The sequence below is a fragment of the Natronomonas pharaonis DSM 2160 genome (genome assembly GCF_000026045.1).
Lineage (GTDB): Archaea > Halobacteriota > Halobacteria > Halobacteriales > Haloarculaceae > Natronomonas > Natronomonas pharaonis.
This window is the reverse complement of sequence record NC_007426.1, coordinates 129051-155564: the sequence shown is the minus strand read 5'-3', so window position 1 is coordinate 155564 and position 26514 is coordinate 129051. Positions and strand designations below refer to the sequence as shown.

General features: G+C 63.7%; 25 protein-coding genes and 1 tRNA gene. 12 read left to right on the top strand and 14 right to left on the bottom strand.

Annotated elements, in window-relative coordinates; genetic code table 11:
- Positions 1-38: 38 nt before the first annotated feature.
- Entirely contained in the window at positions 39-986 is a 948-nt protein-coding gene (locus NP_RS00760) for a homoserine dehydrogenase (protein ID WP_011321880.1), read from the bottom strand.
- Positions 983-1507, bottom strand: coding sequence for an amino acid-binding protein (locus NP_RS00755; protein WP_011321879.1), 525 nt, complete (start codon positions 1505-1507; stop codon positions 983-985). The genes NP_RS00760 and NP_RS00755 overlap by 4 nt, the downstream gene beginning before the upstream one ends.
- A gap of 150 nt (positions 1508-1657) precedes the next feature.
- On the opposite strand from NP_RS00755, the gene NP_RS00750 reads away from it, so the two are divergent.
- Positions 1658-1731, top strand: a tRNA-Phe gene (locus tag NP_RS00750).
- 210 nt (positions 1732-1941) lie between these two features.
- A complete protein-coding gene (locus tag NP_RS14295; RefSeq protein WP_011321878.1) occupies positions 1942-2247 on the top strand; it encodes a hypothetical protein in 306 nt (101 codons plus the stop codon).
- 139 nt (positions 2248-2386) lie between these two features.
- Here NP_RS14295 and NP_RS00745 read toward each other — a convergent pair whose 3' ends face one another.
- Positions 2387-2575 carry a hypothetical protein gene (locus tag NP_RS00745; protein WP_049939394.1) on the bottom strand — a complete coding sequence of 63 codons (189 nt, stop codon included), beginning with the start codon at positions 2573-2575 and terminating at the stop codon, positions 2387-2389.
- Positions 2576-2658: 83 nt separating this feature from the next.
- On the opposite strand from NP_RS00745, the gene NP_RS00740 reads away from it, so the two are divergent.
- Positions 2659-3879 (top strand): RNA-guided endonuclease InsQ/TnpB family protein, encoded by a 1221-nt coding sequence (locus NP_RS00740; RefSeq protein ID WP_011321877.1) that lies wholly within the window; start codon positions 2659-2661, stop codon positions 3877-3879.
- Positions 3880-4062: 183 nt separating this feature from the next.
- On the top strand, positions 4063-4629 hold the full coding sequence (locus NP_RS00735; RefSeq protein WP_011321876.1) for a 5' nucleotidase, NT5C type: 567 nt from the start codon (positions 4063-4065) through the stop codon (positions 4627-4629).
- A gap of 9 nt (positions 4630-4638) precedes the next feature.
- Here the strand turns inward: NP_RS00735 and NP_RS00730 are convergent, their stop codons facing one another.
- Entirely contained in the window at positions 4639-4920 is a 282-nt protein-coding gene (locus tag NP_RS00730) for a DUF6360 family protein (protein ID WP_011321875.1), read from the bottom strand.
- 94 nt (positions 4921-5014) lie between these two features.
- Positions 5015-7633: a valine--tRNA ligase gene (locus tag NP_RS00725; RefSeq protein ID WP_011321874.1), complete on the bottom strand. Its 2619-nt coding sequence runs from the start codon at positions 7631-7633 to the stop codon at positions 5015-5017.
- A 270-nt stretch (positions 7634-7903) separates the two neighbouring features.
- On the opposite strand from NP_RS00725, the gene gnd reads away from it, so the two are divergent.
- From gnd to NP_RS00705, 4 genes are all read left to right on the top strand, one after another.
- Positions 7904-8803: a phosphogluconate dehydrogenase (NAD(+)-dependent, decarboxylating) gene (gnd, locus tag NP_RS00720; RefSeq protein WP_011321873.1), complete on the top strand. Its 900-nt coding sequence runs from the start codon at positions 7904-7906 to the stop codon at positions 8801-8803.
- Positions 8804-8916: 113 nt separating this feature from the next.
- Positions 8917-10200 (top strand): O-acetylhomoserine aminocarboxypropyltransferase/cysteine synthase family protein, encoded by a 1284-nt coding sequence (locus NP_RS00715; protein WP_049939390.1) that lies wholly within the window; start codon positions 8917-8919, stop codon positions 10198-10200.
- Positions 10197-11402: a homoserine O-acetyltransferase MetX gene (gene metX / locus NP_RS00710; protein WP_011321871.1), complete on the top strand. Its 1206-nt coding sequence runs from the start codon at positions 10197-10199 to the stop codon at positions 11400-11402. Before NP_RS00715 ends, metX begins: the two co-directional genes overlap by 4 nt.
- Before the next feature lie 83 nt (positions 11403-11485).
- Positions 11486-12769 carry an O-acetylhomoserine aminocarboxypropyltransferase/cysteine synthase family protein gene (locus NP_RS00705; protein ID WP_011321870.1) on the top strand — a complete coding sequence of 428 codons (1284 nt, stop codon included), beginning with the start codon at positions 11486-11488 and terminating at the stop codon, positions 12767-12769.
- Between the two features lie 90 nt (positions 12770-12859).
- Here the strand turns inward: NP_RS00705 and NP_RS00700 are convergent, their stop codons facing one another.
- From NP_RS00700 to serB, 3 genes are all read right to left on the bottom strand, one after another.
- Complete coding sequence (locus tag NP_RS00700) at positions 12860-13543, bottom strand: hypothetical protein (RefSeq protein WP_011321869.1); 684 nt, start codon at positions 13541-13543, stop codon at positions 12860-12862.
- 108 nt (positions 13544-13651) lie between these two features.
- Entirely contained in the window at positions 13652-13921 is a 270-nt protein-coding gene (locus tag NP_RS00695) for a hypothetical protein (RefSeq protein ID WP_011321868.1), read from the bottom strand.
- Between the two features lie 45 nt (positions 13922-13966).
- Positions 13967-14599 (bottom strand): phosphoserine phosphatase SerB, encoded by a 633-nt coding sequence (serB, locus tag NP_RS00690; RefSeq protein WP_148215419.1) that lies wholly within the window; start codon positions 14597-14599, stop codon positions 13967-13969.
- Between the two features lie 220 nt (positions 14600-14819).
- Here serB and serA point away from each other — a divergent pair, with 220 nt between their 5' ends.
- Complete coding sequence (serA, locus tag NP_RS00685; protein ID WP_011321866.1) at positions 14820-16400, top strand: phosphoglycerate dehydrogenase; 1581 nt, start codon at positions 14820-14822, stop codon at positions 16398-16400.
- Here serA and NP_RS00680 read toward each other — a convergent pair.
- Positions 16390-16617, bottom strand: a complete 228-nt coding sequence (locus tag NP_RS00680) for a hypothetical protein (RefSeq protein ID WP_049939386.1) — start codon at positions 16615-16617, stop codon at positions 16390-16392. The genes serA and NP_RS00680 overlap by 11 nt on opposite strands.
- An 80-nt stretch (positions 16618-16697) precedes the next feature.
- Between NP_RS00680 and prf1 the strand changes: the two genes are divergently transcribed.
- Positions 16698-17939: a peptide chain release factor aRF-1 gene (gene prf1 / locus NP_RS00675; protein WP_011321865.1), complete on the top strand. Its 1242-nt coding sequence runs from the start codon at positions 16698-16700 to the stop codon at positions 17937-17939.
- Here the strand turns inward: prf1 and NP_RS00670 are convergent.
- The 4 genes from NP_RS00670 to NP_RS00655 form a co-directional block, all read right to left on the bottom strand.
- Entirely contained in the window at positions 17936-18328 is a 393-nt protein-coding gene (locus NP_RS00670; protein WP_011321864.1) for a DUF6276 family protein, read from the bottom strand. The genes prf1 and NP_RS00670 overlap by 4 nt on opposite strands.
- Positions 18329-18363: 35 nt before the next feature.
- On the bottom strand, positions 18364-19785 hold the full coding sequence (locus NP_RS00665) for a WS/DGAT/MGAT family O-acyltransferase (RefSeq protein ID WP_011321863.1): 1422 nt from the start codon (positions 19783-19785) through the stop codon (positions 18364-18366).
- Between the two features lie 158 nt (positions 19786-19943).
- Positions 19944-20639: a V-type ATP synthase subunit D gene (locus tag NP_RS00660; RefSeq protein ID WP_011321862.1), complete on the bottom strand. Its 696-nt coding sequence runs from the start codon at positions 20637-20639 to the stop codon at positions 19944-19946.
- 64 nt (positions 20640-20703) lie between these two features.
- On the bottom strand, positions 20704-21564 hold the full coding sequence (locus NP_RS00655; protein WP_011321861.1) for a UbiA family prenyltransferase: 861 nt from the start codon (positions 21562-21564) through the stop codon (positions 20704-20706).
- Positions 21565-21674: 110 nt separating this feature from the next.
- Between NP_RS00655 and NP_RS00650 the strand changes: the two genes are divergently transcribed.
- Entirely contained in the window at positions 21675-22715 is a 1041-nt protein-coding gene (locus tag NP_RS00650) for a DNA-methyltransferase (RefSeq protein ID WP_011321860.1), read from the top strand.
- Between the two features lie 72 nt (positions 22716-22787).
- Entirely contained in the window at positions 22788-25016 is a 2229-nt protein-coding gene (locus tag NP_RS00645) for a heavy metal translocating P-type ATPase (protein ID WP_148215418.1), read from the top strand.
- Positions 25017-25022: 6 nt separating this feature from the next.
- Here NP_RS00645 and NP_RS00640 read toward each other — a convergent pair whose 3' ends face one another.
- The gene (locus tag NP_RS00640) at positions 25023-26456 is read right to left on the bottom strand and encodes an amidase (RefSeq protein ID WP_011321858.1); all 1434 of its coding nucleotides are present in this window, start codon (positions 26454-26456) and stop codon (positions 25023-25025) included.
- Between the last annotated feature and the right edge of the window lie 58 nt (positions 26457-26514).

Here is a 26514-nt window from a genome sequence, read left to right as displayed (position 1 = left end):
TTGTCGTCAGTCTTCGGTTCGAAGCGTCGCTGGCGCCGCTACTCCAGTGGCGGCAGCCGACCCACGTCGGCGAGGACAGCGCTTGCGGTCTCCGGACCGCCGGCTCCGCGTCCGGAGATGTTCAGCTGGCCAGCGTGTGCTGTCTCGAGCTGGATGATGTTCAGCGTCCCTGAAACAGCCAGCGTCCCGTTCTCCGGGACTAGCCGCGGGGCGACGCTGACCTCGCCGTCGGAGACGTCACCGATGAGCCGGATGGTCCGGCCGTCTTCGGCGGCTAGCTCCAGCGCGCTGCCGGGGAGGTCGGCAATGCCCTCTACCGAGGCGTCTTCAAGCGTGTAGGTGTCCTCGTAAAGGACATTCGCGAGAATGACGCATTTCAGCGCCGCGTCGGTCCCTTCAACGTCGAAGGTCGGGTCGGCCTCGGCGACACCGAGGTCCTGTGCCTCCGCAAGGACGTGCTCGTATCCGAGCCCCTCAGCAGCCATCCGGCTGAGAATGAAGTTCGCCGTGCCGTTGAGGACGCCGCGGGCCGCGGTGACCTGCCCGTCGAGGTCGGCTATCGTCGAGAGGATCGGTATCGCACCGCCGACCGCTGCCTCGAAGCGGACGCTTCCGGCGGAGTCGGCCTCCAGCGACCGGAGTTCGTCGTATCGCTCGGCCACTGGCCCCTTGTTTGCGAGCACGACGTGCCGGTCGCGTTCCAGCGCCTGCTTGACGTGTGAAAAGCCCGGCTCGGCGTCCCCGAGCGTTGTCGGCGTCGCTTCGACGAGAACGTCGTAGTCGGCCTCCAGCGCCGCGTCGGCGTCGGCATCTCCAACCCGACCGTCGGTCCGCTTCCGCTCCAGTACTGCCTCGGCATCGAGCCCCGACTCGTCGACCGCCGCACTTGCGGAGTCGGCGACGGCGACGACCTCGTGGCCGTATTCGCCAGCTAGCTCTACGACAGCGGCTCCGACCGCGCCGGAGCCGAGCACCGAGAGCTTCATGCCGGCACCCCCGTCAGCGGCTCGACCACACGCAAATCCTTCTTGTCAGCGACATCCTGTATCGTCTCCAGCGCATCGCTAGTGTGGCCTTCGCTCGCCACCAGCCGGAGCCGAGCGCTCGACTCCTCGTCGGTCCCATCGGCCGCCGAAAGCGAGACATCGGCGACGGACGCGCCGCCACACTCCTGTATCTGCTGGAGCGTGTCCGACAGGTCGGTTTCGACGAGATGGCCGACAAGCACGACTGTCAGCTCCTCGCTGTATCGCTCCGCGCCGGCCTGGATGACGTTGACGCCGGCCTCCCGGAGCGCGTCGACGATAGTCTCGAACTGGGCCTCCGTCGCTTCGAGGTCGACCTCGACCGGGATGTGACCCCTCGGTGTGACGTTTCCGCGCTCGTGGAAGATGGAGAGCAGGTTCCCGCCGTTGTCGGCGATGGGTTCGAGTGCGCCCAACAGCTCGCCTGGCTCATCGACGAGTTCGAGACGTACCGTGTACGCGCGTACTGTCGCTTCGCTCATCGACTCACCTCCGGTTGTTCGCTCATTAGGTGTGTCTCTGTGCCGCCGGCTATAAGAACGCCGCCATTCGCAAGCGTGGCCGGTTTCGGTGTCGGCGGCCGGTCGGTTTCGAAACCCTTTTTGATAGCCTGCGCCTCGGTTCACGTGCGAGCCGCCTTAGCTCAGACTGGGAGAGCACTCGACTGAAGATCGAGCTGTCCCCGGTTCAAATCCGGGAGGCGGCATGGTTGTTTTACTCGGACAACATTCGACAGACAGCAACGCCTTACGGCGATTCTCTCACATATCTCCCGATTAGAGTTGACCATGGTTCCACTCGCGCCCCGACGCCTTCGGGCGCTTCACCCTACATTTGACTCGGCACTCCCTTGTAGTTACTCGTACCTCATCCTTCCAGAGAAACGACTAATGCACTCGAAAATGCAGGTATTGGTATGAGTTATGAAAAACCGGTTGAATGCGCTCTTTGTGGGGAAGGATTATTCGAGAAGGGTCCACAGGGGAACCCTCAGCGAATAGGAGAAACGGAATTGGTTGTTACATCGGATGAAAACGTAGCCAAAATGGAAATTCCTCCCAAAAAGAGAGGAGAGGTGACACGGGCATTTGCGCTCAAGATTGGTCTCTGTCCAGACTGTATCGACGACTATGACCTGCAGGGGAGTGGTGAGCTTGCGGACACCTACGATGACATAGTACTTCACAGAGCGAAAATCCTCCCGAAGAAAGAACCACCGTAATAAATAACCCTCCTGACACTCTCAGCCGATTCTCGGCCTCTCACGGCACTCTCAGCAATCTGACTCAATCCACAGCGGGAAACATCGGCCTTCGACTCACTCGGCTCTCACGGCCTCTCACGCGCGTAGACTGAATTGACTACTCAGCGTCGGATTCTAACTTCTCTGCATCCAACTCGCCGTCGAGATACTGCTCACCTTTCTCGGTGATACGATAGACGCCATCTTGATACAGCGAGGGAATCCCGCCCTTCCCGTGAGTGATGAGTGTTCCGACTGGTCGGAACCGAGGAGCGAACAGGGCGGGAGGGAATCGCGTAAGCTCCATACAGCAATCCACCGGCTACACCATGTCTGACTCCCCAACGTTGTGCCACAATATGAGTAACTTCTATAACAACTCAAATTCATATGGCAACTGTGGAGCTTCGACGTACTGCCGTCGTGAAACTCGACGTAGACGACGATGCTCACCGCCTTCTCCAAGAGACGATAGACCGCTTCAAACAGGCCGCTCAGATGGTTGCAGACGACGGCTGGAACGGGACAGAAGATGGCTACATCGTCACGTCGAAAACTGAGCTACACGACCGGACGTACGACGACGTACGCGAAGCCACCGACGAACTCAACGCTGACCTCGTATGCGCCGCTCGGAATCGAGCCGCCGACGCACTCGATTCCTGTGCCGAGAAACGCAAAGACGGGAAAAATCCCTCGAAGCCACAGTTCACATCCGATTCAGTCGTTTACAACCTCAACGCAATCACCTACTACGACGACTACGCCACGCTTGCGACCGTGGACGGACGTATTGAAGCTGAATACGTCCTGCCAGACGAGGACGTACCACCGACAACCTACTTCTCTGAAGACTGGGAGAAACGTGAGGCCACGTTGCATCACCGCGACGGCGACTACTACCTCCACATCGCTGTTGTCAGAGAGACGGAGACAGAGCCGGAAGATGCCGAGAACGGAACGGTTCTCGGCGTAGACTTGAACGTGGACGGACATCTCGCCGTCACTTCGACTGGCGCGTTCATCGGCAACGCCGACTATCTCAATCACAAGCGGCGTGAATACGAGAAGCGGCGTGGACAGATGCAACAGACGGGTACACGGTCGGCACACCTCACGATGAAATCACTTGGTGGGCGATTCGCCAACTGGAGCGAAGACTACCTGCATCGTGTCTCGAAGACATTGGTACAGGAAGCTCTCGCCCACGACTGTACGCACATCGCATTCGAGAAACTGACACATATCCGCGAACGCATCTCCAACGCTTCCAAATTCCAGCAGTGGGCGTTCCGTCGCATCCAAGAGTACACCGAGTACAAAGCCGCCGAGTACGGGATTGCGGTCGAGAAAATCGCGCCACAGTACACCAGTCAGCGGTGTAGTCACGTTGACTGTAGCTTCACCCACGACGACAACAGAGACGGCGACGAGTTCTGTTGTCTCAAATGCGACCGCGAATACCACGCCGACTACAACGCCGCCAAGAACATCGCTCGGAAACTACTCCAGAACTGGCACAAGTCTGGTTCTGGAGGGGCAACCAGTCACCTTGCCCTGAAGTCGGGGACGTTGAACGTGAACGGCATTTTCACGCCTACCACCGTCTAGTGGTCAGAACGGGAGTCCACCGACAAGCTCCGCCCTTCAGGGCGGAGAAGGTGACGTGTCTCCACTACATTTGACAGCGGAATAACGGTTGTGTACACGCCGTCTGCCGACAGCGACCTGCGCCCCGCCGCACCGGTGCCACGCGGAAAACGGTTAACCCCGTCGAGAGCGTACGAATACCCGATGACCGACCGTTCGCTTCCGACGGGCTCGACGCTGCTTGTCGACCTCGATGGCGTCGTCGCTCGACAACTCCCGCGGCTCTGTACACATCTCCGGGAGGCCTACGACCACAACGTCGCCCCCGACGATATCGACGAGTGGTCCTACGACGTGCCCGAAGCCGACGGCCACGTCGGCGACATTATTCAGGGACTCATGCGCGAGCGCCCGGAGTGGTATTTCGGCGGCATGGACCCCCAGCCGGGCGTCGCCGACGCGCTCTCGTCGCTGCAGTCGCACTACCGGGTCGAAATCGCCACCCACCGCATCCCCGAGACCCACGACATCTCGAAAGCGTGGCTGGACGACCACGGCATTCCGTACGACGACTTCCACGAGCGGGTCCCACGAAACAAGGGGGCTGTTCCCGGTGACGCGCTCATCGACGACTACCACGGCAACGTCGCAAACGCCCTCGCGGCCGGGAAGGCTGGCCTGCTTATGCGGCAGCCCTACAGCGACCCCGGTGCCTGCGACGGGGCACACGTCGTCACCTCGTGGGACGAAGTAACGCGGCTGCTGCTGTAACCGACGTTTTCAGTCCGATTCGTTTTCGACCTTTTCGGCGTGTTTTTCGAGGTCAGCCGCGAGCGTGCGTGCCTCCGACGCCGAGAGCCGAACCTTGTCGGCGTGTGGGCGCAGCGTTTCCAGTTCAGTATTATCGAGCTCCAGCTGCAGCGAGACGTGGTCGGGATTCTTTTTTGGGCTGGTGACGTTCAACACAGCGTAGGCGTCTTCTTCGAACCCGTGCCCTTCGGCTTCGCCGTCCAGAAGGTCAAGCGTCGTATACGCGTTGACCTTCATAATACGGTCTACCATATCAACCGCGAGGTGCTCCAGCCGTCTAAAACCTCCGAGGGCGGATGTATTGCCGCCCGCATTGGGCGGCTGTTCGCTCCGACTGCTCGGTTGCCTACTCGAAGACGAGCACGGTCGCGTCGTCGGCTTCGAGAACGACGACTTCTTCACCGCTTTCGGCGCGCTGTTCTTCGACGATGTCGAACATCTCGGGCTCGACGGTGACCGTCTCTCCGTCGACTTCGAATTCGACGTGGCCGTCGGTGTCGAGCTCGGCCTGTAGCTCCGCGGGGTCGGCAGATTCGAGCCGGCCGACGACCTCGCCGGCCTTGTCACGGAACACGGGACCGAGTTCGCTGTGCTCGATGTCGACGCCGACCGGTACGAGCTCGACGCTCGGGGTCCCTTCCTCGATGTAGACGGGGCCGTTGACGGTGTCGGCAAGGTCGTAGGTGTCCAACGGACGGTCCTCGTCGATGTAGACCTCGACGCGTTCGAGGTCGGCGTTCAGCGGCTTGCCTTCGTCGGATTTCCAGCCGCGAATCGTGGCTGCAACCTCGGCGATGAGTTCGCCGCGTTCCTCGGCGGCCTCGTCGCCTGCCGGCGGGTCGGGCCACGCAGCGTTGTGGACGCTGCCGTCGGCCGGCAGGTGGCTCCAGGCCTCCTCGGTGATGAAGGGAGCAAACGGCGACAGCATCCGCAACGACGCCGAAAGCGAGACGAAAAGCGCGTGCTCGGCGGCCTTCCGCTCTCCGGGGCGGCCTTCATAGAGGCGACCCTTGATGAGTTCGAGGTAGTCGTCGGCGAGGTCGTGCCAGACGAACTCCCGAACCGTCCGGAGGGCGCTGTCGAAGCGGTACTCGTCCATGTCGTCGGCGACCTCATCGGCGACGCGGGCGCATCTCGCGAGAATCCACTCGTCGGCGTCCCGGTATGCCGGTGCTTCGATGTCGGGCGTCGACTCGTCGATGTGCTCGCTGGCGAACTTCGTGATGTTCCACAGCTTCGTCTGGAACCGGGAGGCGGAGGTGACCTCCTTCCACTGGAACTGGATGTCGCTGCCGGGCTGGCCGCCAAGCGCCATCGCCTGCCGGAAGGCGTCGGCGGAGTGTTCCTCGACGACCTCCTCGGGCTGGACGAAGTTCCCGCGCGATTTGGACATCTTGTTGCCGTCGTCGCCGAAGACCATCCCGTTGATGAGCGCCTCTTCCCACGGGATTTCGTCGGTGACGGCCGCAGTCCGGAGGATGGTATAGAAGGCCCACGTCCGGATGATGTCGTGGCCCTGTTCGCGGAGCTGGACCGGCTCGAAGGTCTCATCGGGCCAGCCAGCGACGTACAGCGGCGAAATCGACGAGTCCATCCACGTGTCCATCACGTCGGTCTCGCCGACCCAGTCGTCGCTGCCACATTCGGGACAGGACCCGACGGCCGGTTCGTCGTTTGTCGGGTCGACCGGCACCTCGGATTCGTCAGCGAGTTCGATGTGGCCGCAGTCGGCACACTCCCATGCCGGAATCGGCGTCGCGAAAACGCGCTGGCGGGAGATAACCCAATCCCACTCCATGCCCTCGGTCCATTCTTCCAGCCGCTCGTACATGTGGTCCGGATACCAGGCGATATCCTGTGCGGTCTCTAGGATTTCTTCCTGGTCGACCTTCACGAACCATTGCTCTTTTGAGAGAATCTCGATGGGTGTATCACAGCGCCAACAGCAGCCGACCGACTGCTCGGTTGGTTCCTCTTTGTGGAGGTGGCCGGACTTCGACAGCGCCGTCGCGATTTCGTCTTTGGCCTCGTCGATGGAGCGTCCCTCGAACTCGCCGGCGCGTTCGTTGAGGTGGCCGTCCTCGGTGACAACCGGCCGGAGGTCGAGGTCGTGTTCGGCCCACCAGTCGACGTCCTGCTTGTCACCGAACGTACATATCATCACCGCGCCGGTCCCGAAGTCGCCGTCGACATCGTCGTCGGCGATGAGTTCGACCTCCTGACCGAAAATCGGCACCTCGAAGCGGTCGCCGACGCGACCCTCGAAGCGGTCGTCGTCCGGGTCGACAGCGATGGCGACACACGCCGGCAGCAGCTCCGGTCGCGTCGTCGCGATTTCGATGTCATCGTTGTCGGCCCCGCTGAACGTGATGTAATAGAGCGTTCCCTCTCGGTCTTCGTTTTCGACTTCGGCGTCGGCGATGGCCGTCTCACATCGGGGACACCAGTTAACCGGGTGTTCGTCCTGGTAGACGTAGTCCGAATCGGCCATCTGGAGGAACGACCGCTGGGTCTCCTGCCAGTAGCTGTCGTCCATCGTCCGGAACTCGTGGTCCCAGTCCTGGGAGAACCCGAGTGTCCGCATCGTCTCTTTCATCGCCGCTATCTGCTCGTCGGTGTGTTCGACACACCACTCGCGGAACTGCTCGCGGGAGACGTCCGTGCGGTGGATGTCGCGGTTTTCCTCGACTTTGACCTCGGTCGGAAGGCCGTGGCAGTCCCACCCCTGCGGGAAGAGCACGTCGTCGCCCTGCAGCCGGTGGTAGCGGGCGGCGTAGTCCATATAACACCAGCCGAGCGCGTTCCCGATATGGAGGTTGCCCGTCGGGTACGGCGGCGGCGTGTCGATGATGTAGTCGGGGCGCTCTTCGTCGCCGTCGTAGCTGTAGACGTCGCTTTCGAGCCACTCGTCGCGCCACTTCTGTTCTGCCTCGTCGGGGTCGTAGCTGTCTGGAACCTCGCTCATGGTTGGCTGTCGCGTAGACCAGTCGGTACGGATGTTCCGTGCTGCGCCCGAAATGAAGGCGCGATTACAGTCCGCCTACTACCGACTGGGTCGCGCTCATATCCGTTGGGTCGACCGTTCCGGATAAAAAGCTTCGCTTAACCGAATTGAGCCGCCGCTGGCCGGCATCGACTCGTGGCGACCCACTGCCTCCCGTGTGGCCCAATCGTGGGTGTCGTCGTCGGCCGGCCGAACCACAACGCTGACTTTTCGCCCCCGTAAGATGCTGGTATGCAAATTGGCGTTATCGGCCTCGGCCGGATGGGACAGATTGTCGTCGAGCGAACCCTCGACGGCGGCCACGACGTGGTGGCGTTCGACCTCGACGACGCGGCCGTCTCACAGGCCGCCGACGCCGGTGCGACGCCGGCCGACTCCATCGAAGACCTCGTCTCGCGACTCCCCGACGAGAAGCGCATCTGGCTGATGGTGCCGGCCGGCGACGCCGTCGACGCCACACTGGATGACCTCGACCCACATTTGGATGGTGACGATGTCGTCGTCGACGGGGGCAACTCCCACTTCGAGCGCTCCGTCGAGCGCGCGGCAGCAACAGCGGCGGCCTACCTCGACTGCGGTACCTCGGGCGGTCCGGCCGGTGCCGAACTCGGCTTCTCGCTGATGGTCGGCGGCCCCGAGTGGGCCTACGAGGAGTTCACTCCGGTCTTCGACGCCGTCGCGACCGGCCCCGACGGCCACGACCGGATGGGGCCGTCCGGGTCGGGCCACTACGTGAAAATGGTCCACAACGGCGTCGAGTACGCGCTGATGCAGGCCTACGGCGAGGGGTTCGAACTCCTCTACGAGGGCCGCTACGACCTCGATATGGAGGCGGTCGCCCGGACGTGGAACAACGGCGCTGTCATTCGCTCGTGGCTGCTGGAGCTCTGTGAGGAAGCCTTCCGCGAGGAGGGCAACGACCTCGGTGATGTCGCCGACCATATCGCCGGCGGCTCGACGGGCACGTGGACGGTCGAGGAGGCGCTCGAACAGGAGGTTTCCGTCCCGCTCATCTACGAGGCGCTCGGCGAGCGCTTCGACTCCAGAACCGACGAGGACGGCAAGTTCTCCCGGCGGCTCGCCAACCGCCTCCGGTATGGCTTCGGCCGCCACGAGGTCAAACGGCAGTAGCGCCGCCGCTGTTCTCGCTAGCCCCGTAGCAGCAGCGTCCTGATACCGCCCCGTCCAGCAATTCTTGCCGTAACTCGCAGTTATAGATACGTATGGCTATATGCACAGCATACATGAACGACGACGAGCGGCAGTTGGGCTTCGGGACCCGGTGTCTTCACGTTGGGCAGGGTCCGGACCCAGAGACCGGCGCGGCGGCCCCGCCCATCTACCAGACATCGTCTTATGAGTTTCCGGACGCGGATACGGCGGCGGCGAGATACGCGCTCGAAGACGAGGGCAACGTCTACTCACGCGTTGCGAATCCGACCGTTCGGGCGCTTGAAGAACGGCTAGCGTCGCTCGAAGGCGGTGTTGACGCCTTGGCGACGGCGTCGGGGATGGGGGCGTTGGACGCGGCGACGCTTGTGTTGGCCGAAGCCGGCGACAACATCGTCTCTGCATCTTCCATCTACGGCGGTACTCACGCTTACCTCTCGCATACGGCCGCCCGGCGCGGTATCGAATCCCGCTTCGTTGAGACGCTTGACCCAGCGGCCTACGAGGAGGCCATCGACGAAGATACGGCCTACGTCCACTGTGAGACCATCGGCAACCCGGCGCTCGTAACACCGCCGCTGTCGGAGATTGCTGCTGTGGCCCATGACAACGGTGTGCCGCTGTTTGTGGACAACACGTTTGCGACGCCGGCGCTGTGTCGGCCGCTCGAACACGGCGCAGACCTCGTGTGGGACTCAACGACCAAATGGATTCATGGCTCCGGCACGACGCTCGGCGGCATCCTCGTCACGGATGGGTCCTTCCCGTTCGAGGAGTATCCCGAGAAGTATCCCGAAATCGCCGCGCCGAACCCCGCTTTCGACGGGACTGTCTTCGCCGAGCGGTTCGGCGACCGTGCGGTGACGATGGCGGCGAGACACCGCGCGACCCGGAGCATCGGCGACCCACAGTCGCCGTTTGACGCGTGGGCGACGCTGCAGGGGTCGGAGACGCTGTCGTTGCGGATGGAGCGCCACTGCGAGAACGCCCGAGCAGTCGCGGAGTTTCTCGCCGACCACCCGAAGGTCTCGTGGGTCACCTACCCCGGCCTCGAAGCCCACGAAACTCACGACCTCGCAAACGAGTATCTCGACGGCGGGTACGGCGGGATGGTCGCGTTCGGCCCTGAAGGCGGCTACGAGGCCGGCAAACGCCTCTGTGAGGACACGGAGGTCGCGAAGTTCCTCGCCAATATCGGCGACGCCCGGACGCTTGTCATCCATCCCGCCTCGACGACTCACGCCCAGCTGACCGGAGAAGAACAGCGCGCCAGCGGCGTCACACCCGATATGATTCGGCTGTCCGTCGGCATCGAAGACGTAGATGATATCATCGCGGACCTTGATGCCACACTATGAGCGAACAACAGACTGCCTCGCTGGGGGAGTTTACGTTCGAGTGCGGGGAGTCAATCCCGGACCTCGAACTCGCCTACGAGACCTACGGCGAGTTCACCGGTGACAACGCCGTCCTCGTCTGTCACGCCCTCACCGGTAGCGCCCACGTCGCTGGCGGCCGCCGCCGCAGCGACACCTCGGGGCAGGCCCACGCGTGGTGGGACGACATCGTCGGCCCCGGCAAGGCCGTCGACACCACCGACTACTACGTCATCTGTGCGAACATCCCCGGCTCCTGTTACGGTTCCTCGGGGCCGCCGTCGACGAATCCCGAAACCGGCGAGCCATGGGGGACTACCTTCCCCGCGGTGACTGTCGGCGACTGGACGCGCGCCCAGCGGCGGCTGCTCGACCATCTCGGCGTGCCACATCTCCATGCCGTCGTCGGCGGCAGCGTCGGCGGAATGAACGTCCTCGACTGGGCGAAGCGCCATCCCGACCATGTCAACCGGGTTGCCGTCGTTGCCGCCGCCGCTCGGCTTGACCCGCAGTGTCTCGCGCTTGACGCCATCGCCCGCCGCGCAATCACGACCGACCCCAACTGGAACGGCGGCGACTACTACGGCGAGGACCCGCCGGTCGAGGGGCTCGCGCTCGCCCGACAAATCGGCCACGTAATGTACCTCTCGAAGTCCTCGATGCAGGACAAGTTCGGCCGGCGCTCCTCGGGCATCGACGCCGGCCGCGACAGCTTCGAGATGGACCCTGCCGCGGGCTTTTTCCCCTACCGAGAGGTCGAGTCCTACCTCGACTACCAAGGCGAAAAGTTCGCACGACGGTTCGACGCCAATTCCTATCTCTATTTGACGCGGGCGATGGACAACTACGACCTCGCGTCGGGCTATGAATCCGACCGGGATGCGCTGGCGGCCTTCGACGGCGAGGCGCTCTTGATTTCGTTCACCGGCGACTGGCATTTCACCGTCGAGCAGTCCGAAGCCGTCGCCGATGCCTTCCGCGAGAGCGGCACCGACACCGCCCATCACGTCGTCGACTCCGACCACGGCCACGACGCCTTCCTCGTCGAACCGGACCGCGTCGGCCCGCCGCTCGATGACTTCCTCGTCGACGGCGTCGCCGGCAAGGCGGTCTCCGACACCACTCCGGATGATGACGACGGCGACGAGTTTGCCCCCGTTCATACGAGTCTGTTCTCCGACTGACCTGTGTACGCCGTGTCGTCGGTATCGGCTACAGTTGACATCGAGGGTAGGTATTAACACGCTCCGGCACGCGCTTCGAACATATGTTCGACCGAGACGACCTGTACACCGATTCGCTACACGCAGGCCAAGAGGCCGACCCGACGACCGGCGCGCGCGCACCGCCCATCTATCAGACGACATCCTACGAGTTCGACGACGCCGAACACGCCGCCGACCTCTTCGGACTCCGGGAGGCCGGGAACATCTACTCCCGGATTATGAACCCGACAAACGCTGTCCTCGAAGAGCGCATCGCGTCGCTTGAAGGCGGCGTTGCGGCGCTTGCCACCTCCTCGGGAATGGCGTCGTTCGACCTTGCGACGTTCATCCTCGCGTCGGCGGGCGACAACATCGTGTCCTCGTCGTCGCTGTACGGTGGTACCTACACCTACCTGACCCACACCGTCGAACGCCGTGGCGTCGAGACGCGCTTTGTCGATACGCTTGACTACGAGGCCTACGAGGAGGCCATCGACGAGGACACCGCCTTTGTTCACTGTGAGACCATCGGCAACCCGGCGCTCGTGACGCCGGACCTCGAACGCCTCGCCGACATCGCCCACGACAACGGTGTGCCGCTGTTTGTGGACAACACGTTTGCGACGCCGGCGCTGTGTCGGCCGCTCGAACACGGCGCAGACCTCGTGTGGAACTCGACGACCAAATGGATCCACGGCTCCGGCACAACCGTCGGCGGCGTTCTCGTCGATGGCGGCTCCTTCCCGTGGGACGAACACGCCGACCGGTTCCCCGAAATCGCCAAGCCGAACCCCGCTTACCACGGCATCAACTTCTCCGAGACGTTCGGCGACGCCGCCTTCGCCTACGCCGCCCGGACGCGCGGACTCCGTGACCTCGGCAACCAGCAGTCGCCATTCGACGCGTGGACGACGGTACAGGGACTGGAAACGCTGCCGATGCGGATGGAGCGCCACTGCGAGAACGCCCAAGCCGTCGCGGAGTTCCTCGACGACCATCCGGAGGTCTCGTGGGTCACCTACCCCGGCCTCGAAGACCACGAAACCCACGAGGAGGCAAGCGAGTATCTCGACGGCTACGGCGGGATGATTACCTTCGGTCTCGAAGACGGCTACGAGGCGGCCCGCACGACGGTCGAATCGACCGAGCTAGCGAGCCTGCTGGCCAACGTCGGCGACGCGAAGACGCTCATCATCCACCCTGCCTCGACGACCCACCAGCAGCTAACCGACGAAGAAAAGCAGGCAAGCGGCGTTACCGACGACCTCGTGCGGCTCTCGGTCGGTCTTGAAGACACCGACAGCATCATCGCCGACCTCGAAGCGGCCATCGACGAGGCGACCTGAACAGGCGCTCGGCACCCGCTACGACAACCAACCCGCGGTACCGCCCGCCGGAGGTATCACTACCGGCACTGAAGCCGAATCCGGTCGCATCTAGTCGCCTTCTTCCTTCGAGTACCGACAAAGGAACAGGCGTTCGTGTGGTTCAACGCCAACGACGAAGGTTCCGCCGTCCACATTAACAAAATCGCCTTCGGTCCAGTCGACCTGTAGATCGGTTGGACTGTCGACGTATTCGATGCTCACACTCCCGTCGCTTACATCGTCAACCCGCCACGTGGCATGCCGATAATACAATTTGTCACCGACGCCGTACGTTCGGCGGTCTCCGTCGGGTGCTTTCAGTGCTATTGAGTCGCTATTGATACGGAGTTCGTATGGCTCTCCGTCGGAAATAACGACTCCCCCCTCGTTGAGCACTCGAATATTCGGCTCCCGTGTGATGGTTCGTGTCATCTGTGCGCCCGTCTCACCTATTTCGGATACCGGCTCCCATTCGACAAAATCCATGACGGGTGGGTCCTCTCCGTCAATGAACTCGTGTGTTGGCACATCGCATGTCGGGCCGGAATCCGACGTAGCCGACTCGCCGCCGTCTTCGTAATCACCGCTCTGGTTTTCTTCATCTGTTTCGGTGCTTTCGTTCCGCCCATTGTGTTCTGTGTTGTTGTCAGCCGGGTCGGTCCCGCCGGATGGGCTTTCACCGTCGTCAAAACAGCCTGAGATGGAAACTGCTGCAACGGTCACACACGATGTAAGGAGGGCACGTCGGCGCATATTCTCCCGAATTATCGGATAATATAAGTCCTTTCTGCATGCGAACCGACCCCCGACACCGAACGCCGACCCACGCTCCAGCACGCTTGGCTACTGTCGGCTCACCATTTACCCGTCGTAGAACAGCACGACAGCCAGCCCCACACCCGCGGTAACGAGGTATGCTGGTCGTTCTGCGGCCAGCTCCGCCAGAAGCATCGCTGTCTCCGCTTCCGTGGTCAGTTCGGCCCCCGTTGCTTCGAGGCTGAGGCTCATCGACACCAAAAGCATCGCCAGCGCTCCGAGCGCGATGATGGCTCCGACGGCACTCAGCGGGTTGCTGTCGGCCCAATCGGCGATGCGGTAAAGCGGCGCGAAAAGCACCCTGCGGAGTCCCATGCCCCAGTTGATGTTCTCTGTCGAAATAAAGCGGCCGGAACCCAGTTACAGGACCGCCTTCGCCTCAAGCAGGTCGAGCAACTCGGCCATCGAGGCGACGACGGTGTCACAATGCGGCTCGACGGCCGGCTTCGGCTCGTAGCCGACCGCCAGCCCGGCGACCTCCAGCATCGGGAGGTCGTTGGCTCCGTCGCCGATAGCCACGGTGTCGTCCATGCTGACGCCGACTTCGTCGGCGAGGTCGGCGAGCGCGTCGTCCTTGGTGCCTTCGATGAGCGGTCCCTCGGCGTCGCCGGTCAGCGTTCCGTTCCGCGCCGGCAGTCGGTTGGCGACGACCGTATCAACGCTGACCCCCTCGGTTTCGAGTGCGCGCTCGACGCCCTGCTCGAAGCCGCCGGTCAGGATGGCGACGTGGTGGCCGGCCTCCGAGAGCGCTTCGATGACGTCTGCGCTGCCGGGACGAAGCGCCACGCGGTTGAAGGCGGCGTCGACCGCCGACGATTCGAGTCCATCGAGCAGCTCGGCTCGGGCGTAGAGGCTCTCAGCGTAGGAGAGTTCGTCGTTCATTGCCCGCTCGGTGATATCGTCGATCTCGTCGGCGACGCCGGCTTCCTCGCCGAGCAGCACCGTCATCTCTGAATCCGAGAGCGTCCCGTCGAAGTCGAACGCGATGAGCATACCGGCTCTGGGAAGCGAGGGGTCACAAATCGTCCGGTTCCTGTTCGAGGTGGAGCTACGTACGCCCGGCATGCCTCGGCCGTGCACCGGCGAACGACCCATCCCCGTGTCTATTTCGAGTCGAATTTTGCCGCCGGAATACACAAACATGTCTACTTCGGGGGACGGCAGCCGGACCGATGAGGAAAGCGTTATCCCTGCCGGACGGGAGCATACGCTTATGAAGGTACTCGTCACGGACCCCATCGCGGATGCCGGCCTCGAAGTGCTGCGTGACGCCGGCCATGAGGTCGTCACAAACTACGATGCGGAAGGCCAAGACCTGCTGGACGCAGTCTCGGATGCGAACGCGCTCATTGTCCGCTCGGGGACGGAAGTCACCGAGGAGGTTCTCGACGCCGCATCCGACCTGGTCATCGTCGGCCGGGCGGGCATCGGCGTCGACAACATCGACATCGACGCTGCGACCGACGCAGGTGTCATCGTCGCCAACGCGCCCGAAGGCAACGTCCGCGCTGCCTCGGAACACACCGTTGCAATGACGTTTGCGACCGCCCGCTCCATTCCGCAGGCTCACACCCGTCTCAAGGGCGGCGAGTGGGCAAAGGGCGAGTTCCTCGGCACCGAACTCAACGGGAAGACGCTCGGCATCGTCGGCCTCGGCCGTGTCGGCCAAGAGGTCGCCAAGAAACTCGACTCGCTGGGGATGGACCTCGTCGCGTTCGACCCGTACATCTCCGAAGAGCGGGCCGAACAGCTCGGCGCGGAACTCTCCGACCTCGATGACGTGCTCGAACGCGCAGACGTCCTGACGATTCATACGCCGCTGACGCCCGAGACGGAGAACATGCTCGGCGAGGCGGAACTCGCCAAGATGGAGGGCGGCTACGTCGTCAACTGCGCCCGCGGCGGCATCATCGACGAACCGGCCCTCGCGGCAGCCGTCGAGGACGGCACTGTCGCCGGCGCGGCGCTGGACGTCTTCGCCGAGGAGCCGTTGCCCGATGACAGCCCGCTGTTGGATGTCGAAGACGTCATCGTCACGCCGCACCTCGGCGCGTCGACCGAGGCTGCCCAAGAGAACGTCGCCGTCTCGACGGCCGAACAGGTCGTCGCCGCGTTCAACGGCGAGCCGGTGATGAACGCACTGAACGCACCCTCGATGGACGAATCGGCGTTCCCGCGCGTCGAGCCCTACATCGACCTCGCGGAGACAGCCGGCAAAATCGCCGTCCAGCTCCTCGACAGCCGCGTCGAAAACGTCGAGGTCACCTACGAGGGCGACATCGCCAGCGAGGATGTCGAACTCGTCACCGCCTCGGCGCTGAAGGGCGTCTTCGAGCCGCTCGAATGGCAGGTAAACGCCGTCAACGCGCCCAGCATCGCCGAGGAGCGCGGCATCGGCGTCTCCGAAACCAAGCGCCGACAGGCCGAGGACTTCCAGTCGCTTGTGACCGTCACCGTCAGCGACGGCGAGGAGGAAATCGCCGTCTGCGGAACGCTGTTTGCTGACGACGATGCCCGTATCGTTCGCGTCGACGGCTACCGTGTCGACGCCATCCCCGGTGGCAAAATGATGGTCGCCCGAAACACCGACGAGCCGGGCGTCATCGGCCACATCGGGACCGTGATGGGAACATACGACGTGAACATCGCCGGCATGTTTAACGCCCGCGAGACACACGGCGGTGAGGCGCTGACCGTCTACAACGTCGACCAAGAGGTTCCCGACGAGGCACGGGAGGAACTGGAGTCCGACGACCGCATCATCGAGACGAAATATATCAGCCTCAACGGTTGAGCCGGTGGCGGCGGCTGTCCCGCCAGACCCACCATGCCAGCCCGCCCGCAATCGCCGCGGCGGCGACGGTAATAGCGGCCAACACAGGGACCGACCCGCCCGCTTCCGGGTGACGAGCCATTTCGACCAGCGTCCACCCGACGACCGCGATGCCGGCCGCCGCTGTTGCTACAAGCGCCTTGAGAGCGGTACCGGCCCACTTTAGCGATACACCCATACGGCCAACAGCACGCCGCGCGGTTAAAATCTGCCGCGCAAAGGACGGAGTTTTACTCCCTGACCCGCAAAGGCGGGATAATGAGCGAAGACGACGGGGAGCCGTCAGACAAACAGAAATACGAGTTCCAGAAGGTAATCGAGGAACTCGACGAGTATTCGGGCTCCGGGACCCAGCTCGTCTCGATTTACGTCCCCGAAGACCGACAAATAAGCGACGTGGTCCAACACGTCACACAGGAGCACAGCGAAGCCGCGAACATCAAATCAAAGCAGACCCGGACTGCGGTACAGGATGCTCTCAAGAGTCTCAAGGATCGGCTGAAGTACTACGATACCTTCCCGCCGGACAGGGGGATGGTGCTGTTTTCGGGCGCGGTCGATGCCGGCGGTGGCCAAACCGACATGGTCACGGAAGTGCTTGAGTCGCCGCCGGACCCGATTCAGTCGTTCCGGTACCACTGTGACTCGCATTTTCTCACCGAGCCGCTGCAGGAGATGCTTGGCGACAAGGGCCTCTACGGGCTCGTTGTCCTCGACCGCCGAGAGGCCAACGTCGGCTGGCTGAAGGGCAAGCGTGTCGAGCCGGTCAAGTCCGCCTCCTCGCTGGTGCCGGGCAAGCAGCGGAAAGGTGGCCAGTCCGCCCAGCGATTCGCCCGCCTGCGGCTCGAAGCCATCGACAACTTCTATCAGGAGGTCGCCGAGATGGCTGACGACCTCTTCGTTCCGAAGCGCCACGAGATGGACGGCATCCTCGTCGGTGGGCCTTCGCCGACAAAGGACGAATTCCTCGACGGCGACTACCTCCACCACGAGCTACAGGACATGGTGTTGGGCAAGTTCGACATCTCCTACACCGACGAGTCGGGGCTGTACGACCTCGTCGACGCCGCCGAGGACGTCCTCGCCGAGACGGAGGTCATGAAAGATAAGGCCGAAATGGAGGAGTTCTTCGAGCAGCTCCACGACGGCCAGAAGGCGACCTACGGCTTCGATGCGACCAGACAGAACCTGATGATGGGGTCGGTCGACCGGCTGCTCATCAGCGAAGACCTCCGAAAGGATGTCGTCACCTTCGATTGCGGCAGCCGCGAAGAGTACGAACTCATCGACCGCCGGGCCGACACGCCCGACCACACCTGCGAGGACGGCTCCGAGGGCGAGGCCGTCGAACGGGAAGACGCCATCGACCACCTGATGGAACTGGCCGAACAGCGCGGCTCCGACGTGAAATTCATCTCGACGGACTTCGAGAAGGGCGAACAGCTACTGACCGCCTTCGGCGGCATCGCTGGCATCCTCCGATACTCGACCGGCGTTTAATCGAGTAGCTGTGTCAACTGGTGTCGTCGTCGCTCAATATCGAACTCAGGGTTGGTGCCGCCCTGTACGTGTAGCCGGTCTAAGACCAACAGCGGGTCGACGCCGGCGCTCTCGACATCGGTCAGCAACTCCTCCAGCGCCTGCCGGTTGAGCGCGAGCGAATCGAGCAGCCCGACAGCGATGGCCAGCGGCACGGCCGCGTCCTCGTCGGTTGGGAACGAACTGGTGATGCGCTCGAAGCGCGACTCGGCAGCCGCATCCTCCGCGGCGGCCAGCGCCAGACACTCCGGACACAGCCCGGCGCGTTCGGCACCTTCTGGAATGTAATCTCGGTACGTGACGGGGACATCGAAGACGACAAGCGGGACATCGCAGCTCGGACAGTTCATACGCCCCGTTATCGGCCCGCTCCGTATGAATTGTACTACTCGGCGTCTTCGAGTAGCGCCTCCATCTCCGCCTCGAAGGCTGCCGCGAGTTCTCCGGGCGCTCCGAGCAGGTTTTCGTCGGCCGCGACGCCGACTCTGACGTTGCCGTCGTAGCTGAAGATGCTGATGCCGATGCCTTGTTCGTTGGCCTGCGGCACCCAGAATATCATGTCGGTTATCTCGCGTCCGGCGAACTGGATGGCATCTGTCGGCCCCGGGACGTTCGTCACGACGCCGGTCGCGCGGTCCTCGAACAGCGTCATCACCTTCTTTTGGACGTACTCGGGCACGTGGCCGCCGATGGTCAACAGCGCGTACATCAGGAACGCCTGAATCCCTGCCCGCTTGCCGTCCATCCACTCGTGGATGATGCTGATTCGCTCCTGTAGCGGCTCAGTACCGACCGGCAGCGGCAGGAACACCAGCCCGAAGTTGTTCCCCAGCGAACCGTCCCGCTCCGCCATCGGCTTGAGGTTGACCGGCACGGTCCCGTGGAGTTCCATCCCGTCGACGGGTTCGCCGCGGTCCTCTAAGAGCCGGCGAAGCGCCCCCGCAAGCGCCGCCAGCAGAACGTCGTTGATGGTTGCCCTGTGCGGCTGGGCCTCACAGACGGTCCTGACCTGTTCCAGTGGAATCTCGTCGGTCCAAGCCGCCCGCTTTGTTTGCCCCAGCTCGCCGCGGAGCGAGGTATCGGGGTCGTCGTCGCCGAACAGGAGGTCATACCCCGTCGCAACGCCCGTCGCTGCAGTCCCGGCCGCGCTGACGGGACTCGGGAGCCCCGACGAGCCACGTTCTCCATCCGATTTCGAATCGGTGTCGGCGGGCTGTCCGTCCCCACTCGCCACGTCGCTTTCGTCCGACCCATTACCCCCGTCCGCTCCGCTGTCGGCATCGTCGCCGATATCATCCGGTGCCGACACCATCCCCGATGGGAGTTCGATGTCGCCGGGGTTGTCGACGAGCCCGAGCAGGACATACAGCAGCGCAAAGCCGTCCCCGATGCTGTGGTTGAGCCGGAACGCTACTGCGTTTCCTTCTCCCGGCCCCGCTCCATCGACGAGATACGCTTCCCACAGCGGCCGCGACTCATCGAGCGGCCGACTCATCAGTTTTCCCACGAACGCCTCGAAGGTCGCCTTATCCTGCGGCTCCGGCAGCGAGATGTGGTAGACGTGCGGTTCGACATCGAAGCCGTCGACGGTTTCCCAGTAGGGTTGTCTGAATCGGCGCTTCCGGCCGCCAATACGCTGTTGGAACCGCTCGAACCGAAGCAGCCGCTCTTCGAGCCGATTACAGAGGTCCTCGTAGGTCATCCGTTCGTCGAACATCATCACCCCCGTAATCGTCATCAGGTTCGTCGGTGTCCCCATCCGCCGCCACGCGTTGTCCGCCCCCGAGAGAGATTCGCGTTCGCTCATTGTTTCGGTCGCTCAGCTACCGTATCATTTACCCGGGGGTGATTATAGGCTGCGGTCGTGTCAGAAACAGACACCCGACAGTGCTCGGGACAAAAGCGGACGCGCCGACGCAGTCTCAATCAACGACAGCTGCAGCAGCCTGACGGGCTGTTTCGGAGCTACTGCCCGGCTTCCGTGACGGCCGCTTCCGCGGCGGATTCGGTGTCGGCGACGGGGTTTTCTTCTTCCTCTTCTTCCTTTTTCGCCTTGATTTTCTTCATCCGGAATATCTCTTCCCGCTCCTGTTCTTCGAGCTTCTGCTCGATGTACTCCTGTGCCTCGTGGAGCTCGGGAAGCAGCTTGAACTCGAGGGCGTTGACACGGCGCTTGGTCTTCTCGATTTCGTCGAGCATCTTCTTCATCGCCGTCTCGACCTCGGCGGCGAGAATGATGGTCTCCAACAGCTCCTCGTAGGCGTCGGCAGCCTCGTCGATGCGGGCGGACGTCCCGACGAGTCCGTAGCCGCGCTGGTCGAGAGACTTCTTGACCTTCGTCGACTCGATTTGCGGGACGACGACGCCCATGATGTTCTTCGACTGCGTGGTGATTTCGGGGTGTTCTTTCAGCGCTGCGGCGGCCCCCCGGACCGCGACATCGCCTTCCATCGCCCGCGCCATGTTGATGTTCCGCTGAGCGCGCTCGTAGTTCTCATCGAGGTCGGACCGGACATCCTGTGCCTGGTCGAGAATGTCCATGAACTCCATGATGAGGCCGTCCCGTTTCTTTTCGAGCGTGTCGTGGCCCCGCTCGGACAGCTCGATGCGGTCCTCGATGGCCATGAGGTTCTTCCGCGTCGGCTTGACGTCCTTGCTCATTCTTGTCGGCCCTTCAGTCCGAACCGGGTTAATCCTTTCCAGTCGTCGCGGGCGGCTTGTCCGTTCACAGCCACTCGACGAGCAGGACCACCGCTCCCAGAAAGACGTGCTCGCCGTCGACGACGAACCCGTAAAACAGCGGCCCGCGGTCGCGGCTCGCAAAGGGGATGTAGGCGAAGACGTACGCCGAAAGCGACAGAAAAACGAGCGCTCGATGCGAGACGACGCCGGTCGCAACGGCGACGACGACGCCGGCCGCGACGAGGACGGTGATGACGGCGGCACCCCAACGTGTCGCTGCCGGGCTGAAAACAATCGGGAACGTCCTAATTCCCTCCGCTCGGTCGCCCTCGATGTCCTTGATATCAAAAATCGCCGCTGCGACTGTCAGCATGACAGTAACGAACACGAAGGCAAAGAGCACCTCCGGTGTCCAGAGCACGCCGTAGTAGACGCCGACGCCGAGCGGGATGATGCCCCACGCGACGCCGACCACGAGATTCTTGACGAGCAGTCGCTGCTTGATTTTAAACGTCGAATACAGCGCTGCAACTACTGCAGGAAGGATGAGAAACGGCGCGCCGGGAAGCCCGAGCCAGACGGCAACGGCGATAGCGCCGAGATACAGCGCGACACCGGCCGCAAACAGCGGCTTGCCGTAGCGTTCGATGAAGGCTGCCCGCCGCGGGACGTTCTGTCTGTCCTCTTCGATGTCTGTCAACCGGTTGAGGCTGTAGACGAAAAGCGTCGCCGCGAAGACGATAAACAGCGGTACCGGGTCGGCAGACACGCCGACGAGCCACATCGTCGAGAAGGCGACGCTCGTCGCCGCCAGCGAGATGAGGAGATTGCTGTGGACGAAGAGGACGGCGACATCACGGAGTCGTCTCCGCAATTGACGCGTCCCGGCGGTACCGCGTTCCATCCGTCCGTTCAGCGTACGCCGTCCAGCCGGTTGATTCTTTGTGTCACGGGCAGGGACGCGGCCTCGCCGCGACGGAAGGGACTATCCGGCCGGGGAGAAAAGCGGTCGCCATGAAAACCACTCATCGCATCGTCGCCGGCGACGCCCGCGGGCTGGAGGAACTCGACGACGATGCGGTCGAGCTGGTCGTTACCTCGCCGCCGTACCCGATGGTCGAGCTTTGGGACGACCTCTTTGCCGACCTCGACGGGACGGTGGCATCGCTGCTTTCCGACGGTGACGGCGACGCCGCCTTCGAGGCGATGCACGAGCAGCTCGATGCGGTCTGGCGGGAGCTGTCGCGCGTCCTCGTCGATGGCGGCATTGCCTGTGTCAACGTCGGCGACGCGACCCGGACGCTCGGAGACGGCTTTCGCGTCTATCAGAACCACGCCCGCATCATCGAGGCCTTCGAGTCGCTCGGCTTCGACCCGCTTCCCGAGGTGCTCTGGCGCAAACCGGCCAACTCGACGGCGAAGTTCATGGGCTCCGGGATGGTTCCGCCGAACGCCTACGTCACTCTCGAACACGAGTATATCCTCGTGTTCCGGAACGGGGGCCGGCGGGCCTTCGAGCCGAACGCCGACCGCCGCTACGAGGCGGCCTACTTCTGGGAGGAGCGGAACCAGTGGTTCTCCGATGTTTGGACGGATGTCCGGGGTGAGACGCAGACACTCGACAACGAGGACCTCCGGGACCGCTCGGCTGCCTACCCGTTCGAGATTCCCTATCGGCTCATCAACATGTACAGCACCTACGGCGATACCGTTCTCGACCCGTTCTGGGGAACGGGGACGACCACGCTGGCAGCGATGGTCGCCGGCCGGAACTCGGTCGGCTACGAACTCGATGATGGACTCGTCGAAGCCTTCGACGACCGCGCGGCCGATGTCCCCGCGCTCTCCCGTCGTGTCACCGACGAACGGCTCGACGAGCACCGGGCGTTCATCGACCGCCGCCGCTCGACGGGCGAGAGCTTCGAATATCGCGCCGACAACTACGACTTCCCGGTTCGGACGAAGCAGGAACGGGGAATCCAGCTCTATACAGCCGAAGCCGTCACAGAGACGGACAGTGGCTACCGTGTCCGCCACGAGCCAAAGACCGAGTGACTCCACGACCCTCCAGACGTTTGGTACACACCAAACGCACCGCTTTGCCGCTGTAGATGCTACTGTCGGCTAATGAGCCACGAGCGCGTTGAGCTATCGGCGCCGGAGATGGACTGCTCGTCGTGTGCGGGGAAAGTCGAGTCGGCGCTGACTGATGCTGTTGGTGTCGAGCGCGTCGAGACACGACCGACGAGCGGCGTGGTTGTCGTTGAATACGATGACTCGGCGACGGATGTTCCATCGCTTGTCGCCACCGTCGAGGCGGCCGGCTACGAGGTGGTCGACACCGAGGGACGGATGACTGGCGGGGCCGACGTCTGGCGGAGTCGGCGCGCCACGCTAACCGGTCTCGGCGCTGTCGCGATGGCGCTTGGCTTTCTGTCCCTGTGGGGGCCGCTTGCCGACCCGACGCTTGCTACCGTCGGCCGCGAGACAACCCTCAGCGATGTTGCCTTCCTCGTTTCCGGCGCGGTCGCCGGTACGCCAATCGTCCGTGCGGGACTCCGTTCTGCTCGCCTCCGTGAGCTTGATATCGACCTGCTGATGGGTGCGGCTATCATCGCTGCCGTTGTCGCTGACCACTACGTCGAGGCGGCGACGCTGGCGGTCCTTTTCAGTACCGCAGAGCTGCTTGAGGCCCATGCGATGGACCGCACCCGCGAGTCGATTCGTGAACTGCTGGCGCTGTCGCCGGAGACGGCGACGGTCAAGCGGGCAGACGGCGACGAGGAGACGGTCCCGGCAGCGAGTGTTGGGGTCGGCCAGACAGTCGTCGTCCGCCCCGGCGAGCGGATACCGGTCGACGGCGTCGTCGCCGACGGCGCGTCAGCGGTCGACGAGTCCCCGATAACCGGCGAGTCGGTGCCGGTCGACAAGGACGACGGCGACGAGGTGTATGCCGGCTCCGTCGCCGAGGGCGGCTACCTCGAAATCGAAGCGACAGCGCCGGGCGATGAGACGACGCTGTCCCGGGTTATCGAACTCGTCGAGCAGGCCGAATCCAGACGGACGGAGGCCGAACAGTTCGTCGACCGCTTCGCCGGGTATTATACGCCGGTCGTCGTCGTTCTTGCCGTCCTGACCTTCCTCGTCCCGCCGCTGGCCTTCGGTTGGCCGTGGGACACGTGGTTCGTCCGTGGGCTGACACTGCTTGTCATCGCCTGCCCTTGCGCCTTCGTCATCTCGACGCCGGTCACTGTCGTTTCCGGGCTCACGAGCGCGGCCCGCAACGGCGTCCTCGTCAAGGGCGGCGACCATCTCGAACGGATGGGCGAGGTCGACACCGTTGCTTTCGACAAGACGGGGACGCTCACCACGGGTGAACTCTCCGTTACTGATATCGTACCGGCGGCTGGCTACGAGCGGCAGGATGTCCTTACCACGGCAGCGGCGGTCGAGCAGTACAGCGAACACCCGATCGGTGAGGCGGTCGTCGAATACGCCGACGAACAGGACGTCGGCTATCCCTCCGCGACGGCCTTCGAGAACCTCACCGGCCGCGGCGTCCGGGGCGACCTCGACGAGACCTACTACGTCGGCAAGCCGGGGCTGTTTGCCGACCTCGGCCACGACCTCGGCCACGCCCATCTGCGGTCCGATGGCGGTGTCAGCGCTGCTGCCGGTGTGGCCGACTGCGACCGTCCCGGTTGTGTCGACCTCCGCACAGAGACGATAGCGGAGCTACAGGACGAGGGGAAGACGGTCGTGATTGTCGGCACTGAGACGGAGTTAGTCGGTGTCGTCGCTGTCGCCGACACCGTTCGGCCCGAGGCCGGGCGTGTCATCGAGGCGCTCTCAGATGCCGGCGTGCGGACGGTGATGCTGACCGGCGACAACGAGCGCACCGCGCGCGCGGTCGGCGACACCGTTGGCATCGAGGACGTTCAAGCGGAACTCCTACCGGAAGAGAAACTCGACGCCATCGAGGACCTGCTGGCGGCGGGCACCGTAGCGATGGTCGGCGACGGCGTCAACGACGCCCCCGCGCTCGCAAGAGCCGATGTCGGTATCGCGATGGGTGCCGCCGGAACGGACGCCGCGCTCGAAACTGCCGATATCGCGCTCATGGCTGATGACCTCAACGGAGTGCCGTACTGTCTCCGACTCTCGCGGACCGCAAACGGCGTCATCAAACAGAACATCGTCGCCAGCCTCGGGGTCAAAGCCCTCTTGGCTGCCGGTGTTCCGTTCGGCTATGTCTCCGTCATTATCGCCGTTCTCGTCGGCGACATGGGGATGAGCCTCGGCGTCACGGGCAACGCCTTCCGGCTCGGACGCATCGACCCCGAGGAACGGGACTGACGGCGCTCAGTGGTCCGGATAGGCGTCCGTCCACGGCCGAACGCGCTGGAGCGCCGCCGCCGCCGCCAGCACGTCCGCTTCACCGAACCGGCGGCCGACGACCTGCAGCCCGACCGGAAGCCCATCGTCAGTGAAGCCGGCTGGAACCGATGCCGCCGGGTGGCCGGTCAGGTTGAACACCCACGTCAACATCGCGTCGGTCGGCACGCCGCGGACCGTCTCGCCGTCGATTTCTGTCGGGTAACCGTCGGCAAGCCGCTTGCCGTACGGGGGAACGGTGAGCGTCGGCGTTATCAGCACGTCGTGGCCGGCCAGCGCCGCCTCGATGCCGTCGTAGGCGGCCGTCCGCGGGACGTTCTGTTTTCGTTCGTCGCTGGCTTCGAGCCCGTCGGCCAGCGAAATCGTCGCTTCGACCGTCGGCTCGATGTCGGCTGTCTCGAAGTCGACGCCGTACTCGGCTTCGACCTGCTGGGCGAACGCCGCGAAGAACGCCCCCACCTGCGTGACGTAGGCCATCGATAGCTCCTCGTACGGCGGCAGCGACACTGCGGTCGTCTCAACGGCCGCGCCCGCGGCTTCGAGGTCCGAAACCGCTTTTCCGACTGTTTCCCGGACCGCCGGAGCGACCGGTTGGAGGTCGAGGTCGGGGCTGTACGCTACTGAGAGCGATTCGGTCGGCCGTTCAGTGGCCGCGAGATACTCCGTCTCGCCGAGCGGCACGCTGTAGGGGTCCCTGCTGTCGTGGCCAGCAAGCACCGACAGCCCCAGCGCCGTCTCCTCGGCGGTCCGGGCCATCGGGCCGCCGACAAAGAACGGCGAATTGGGGCTGAACGCATCGGTCCCGCCGCGTTCCGGGACGACCCCGAGCGTGGGCTTTAGGCCGATGACGTTACAGCAAGACGCCGGCACCCGTAGCGACCCGCCGATGTCCGACCCCGTCGCCAGCCGCACGGTGCCGGCGGCGAGGGCGGCCGCCGACCCCCCGGAGGAGCCGCCGGCCGAGCGGTTCTCGTCGAACGGCGTCGGCGTCGCCCCGACGAGCCGGTTGTCGGTCTTGATGGTGTGGCCGAGCGCTGGCGTGTTGGTCGTGCCGACGATGTTCGCCCCCGCTGCTTCGAGCCGTTCGGTGACGATAGCATCGCTCTCGGCGATGTTGTCGGACAGTGCTGCTAGCCCCATCGTGTTTCGGACGCCGGCCTTCCGCGACCGGAGGTCCTTGATAGCGACCGGAACGCCAGCCAACGGCCCGGACGCTTCTCCGTCGTCTATCGCCGCGGCGCGTTCGCGGGCGGCCGAATCCAACACCGTCACGTACGCGTTCAGGTCGGTTGTGGCGTCGATACGGTCAAGCGACGCCGACGCGAGGTCGGCTGCTGATAGCTCTCCCTCTCGAACGGCGGCCGCGAGCGCCGTTGCCGTCCGCCCCGTAAGATTTACCATGCCGTTTAGTGTCGTACCACGCTGATAAAAACCCTTACTCAGCGCGTCCCAGCGTTCA

Coding starts and splice junctions, on each gene's coding strand:
- NP_RS00745 (WP_049939394.1), bottom strand. CDS start 2,575: ATGGAGCTTACGCGATTCCCTCCCGCCCTGTTCGCTCCTCGGTTCCGA.
- prf1 (WP_011321865.1), top strand. CDS start 16,698: ATGAGCGAAGACGACGGGGAGCCGTCAGACAAACAGAAATACGAGTTC.
- serB (WP_148215419.1), bottom strand. CDS start 14,599: ATGCTCATCGCGTTCGACTTCGACGGGACGCTCTCGGATTCAGAGATG.
- NP_RS00735 (WP_011321876.1), top strand. CDS start 4,063: ATGACCGACCGTTCGCTTCCGACGGGCTCGACGCTGCTTGTCGACCTC.
- NP_RS00650 (WP_011321860.1), top strand. CDS start 21,675: ATGAAAACCACTCATCGCATCGTCGCCGGCGACGCCCGCGGGCTGGAG.
- gnd (WP_011321873.1), top strand. CDS start 7,904: ATGCAAATTGGCGTTATCGGCCTCGGCCGGATGGGACAGATTGTCGTC.
- NP_RS00680 (WP_049939386.1), bottom strand. CDS start 16,617: ATGGGTGTATCGCTAAAGTGGGCCGGTACCGCTCTCAAGGCGCTTGTA.
- NP_RS00740 (WP_011321877.1), top strand. CDS start 2,659: ATGGCAACTGTGGAGCTTCGACGTACTGCCGTCGTGAAACTCGACGTA.
- NP_RS14295 (WP_011321878.1), top strand. CDS start 1,942: ATGAGTTATGAAAAACCGGTTGAATGCGCTCTTTGTGGGGAAGGATTA.
- NP_RS00645 (WP_148215418.1), top strand. CDS start 22,788: ATGAGCCACGAGCGCGTTGAGCTATCGGCGCCGGAGATGGACTGCTCG.
- NP_RS00725 (WP_011321874.1), bottom strand. CDS start 7,633: ATGAGCGAGGTTCCAGACAGCTACGACCCCGACGAGGCAGAACAGAAG.
- NP_RS00660 (WP_011321862.1), bottom strand. CDS start 20,639: ATGAGCAAGGACGTCAAGCCGACGCGGAAGAACCTCATGGCCATCGAG.
- NP_RS00700 (WP_011321869.1), bottom strand. CDS start 13,543: ATGCGCCGACGTGCCCTCCTTACATCGTGTGTGACCGTTGCAGCAGTT.
- NP_RS00670 (WP_011321864.1), bottom strand. CDS start 18,328: ATGAACTGTCCGAGCTGCGATGTCCCGCTTGTCGTCTTCGATGTCCCC.
- serA (WP_011321866.1), top strand. CDS start 14,820: ATGAAGGTACTCGTCACGGACCCCATCGCGGATGCCGGCCTCGAAGTG.
- NP_RS00730 (WP_011321875.1), bottom strand. CDS start 4,920: ATGGTAGACCGTATTATGAAGGTCAACGCGTATACGACGCTTGACCTT.
- NP_RS00755 (WP_011321879.1), bottom strand. CDS start 1,507: ATGAGCGAAGCGACAGTACGCGCGTACACGGTACGTCTCGAACTCGTC.
- NP_RS00640 (WP_011321858.1), bottom strand. CDS start 26,456: ATGGTAAATCTTACGGGGCGGACGGCAACGGCGCTCGCGGCCGCCGTT.
- NP_RS00715 (WP_049939390.1), top strand. CDS start 8,917: ATGAACGACGACGAGCGGCAGTTGGGCTTCGGGACCCGGTGTCTTCAC.
- NP_RS00760 (WP_011321880.1), bottom strand. CDS start 986: ATGAAGCTCTCGGTGCTCGGCTCCGGCGCGGTCGGAGCCGCTGTCGTA.
- NP_RS00695 (WP_011321868.1), bottom strand. CDS start 13,921: ATGGGACTCCGCAGGGTGCTTTTCGCGCCGCTTTACCGCATCGCCGAT.
- NP_RS00655 (WP_011321861.1), bottom strand. CDS start 21,564: ATGGAACGCGGTACCGCCGGGACGCGTCAATTGCGGAGACGACTCCGT.
- NP_RS00665 (WP_011321863.1), bottom strand. CDS start 19,785: ATGAGCGAACGCGAATCTCTCTCGGGGGCGGACAACGCGTGGCGGCGG.
- metX (WP_011321871.1), top strand. CDS start 10,197: ATGAGCGAACAACAGACTGCCTCGCTGGGGGAGTTTACGTTCGAGTGC.
- NP_RS00705 (WP_011321870.1), top strand. CDS start 11,486: ATGTTCGACCGAGACGACCTGTACACCGATTCGCTACACGCAGGCCAA.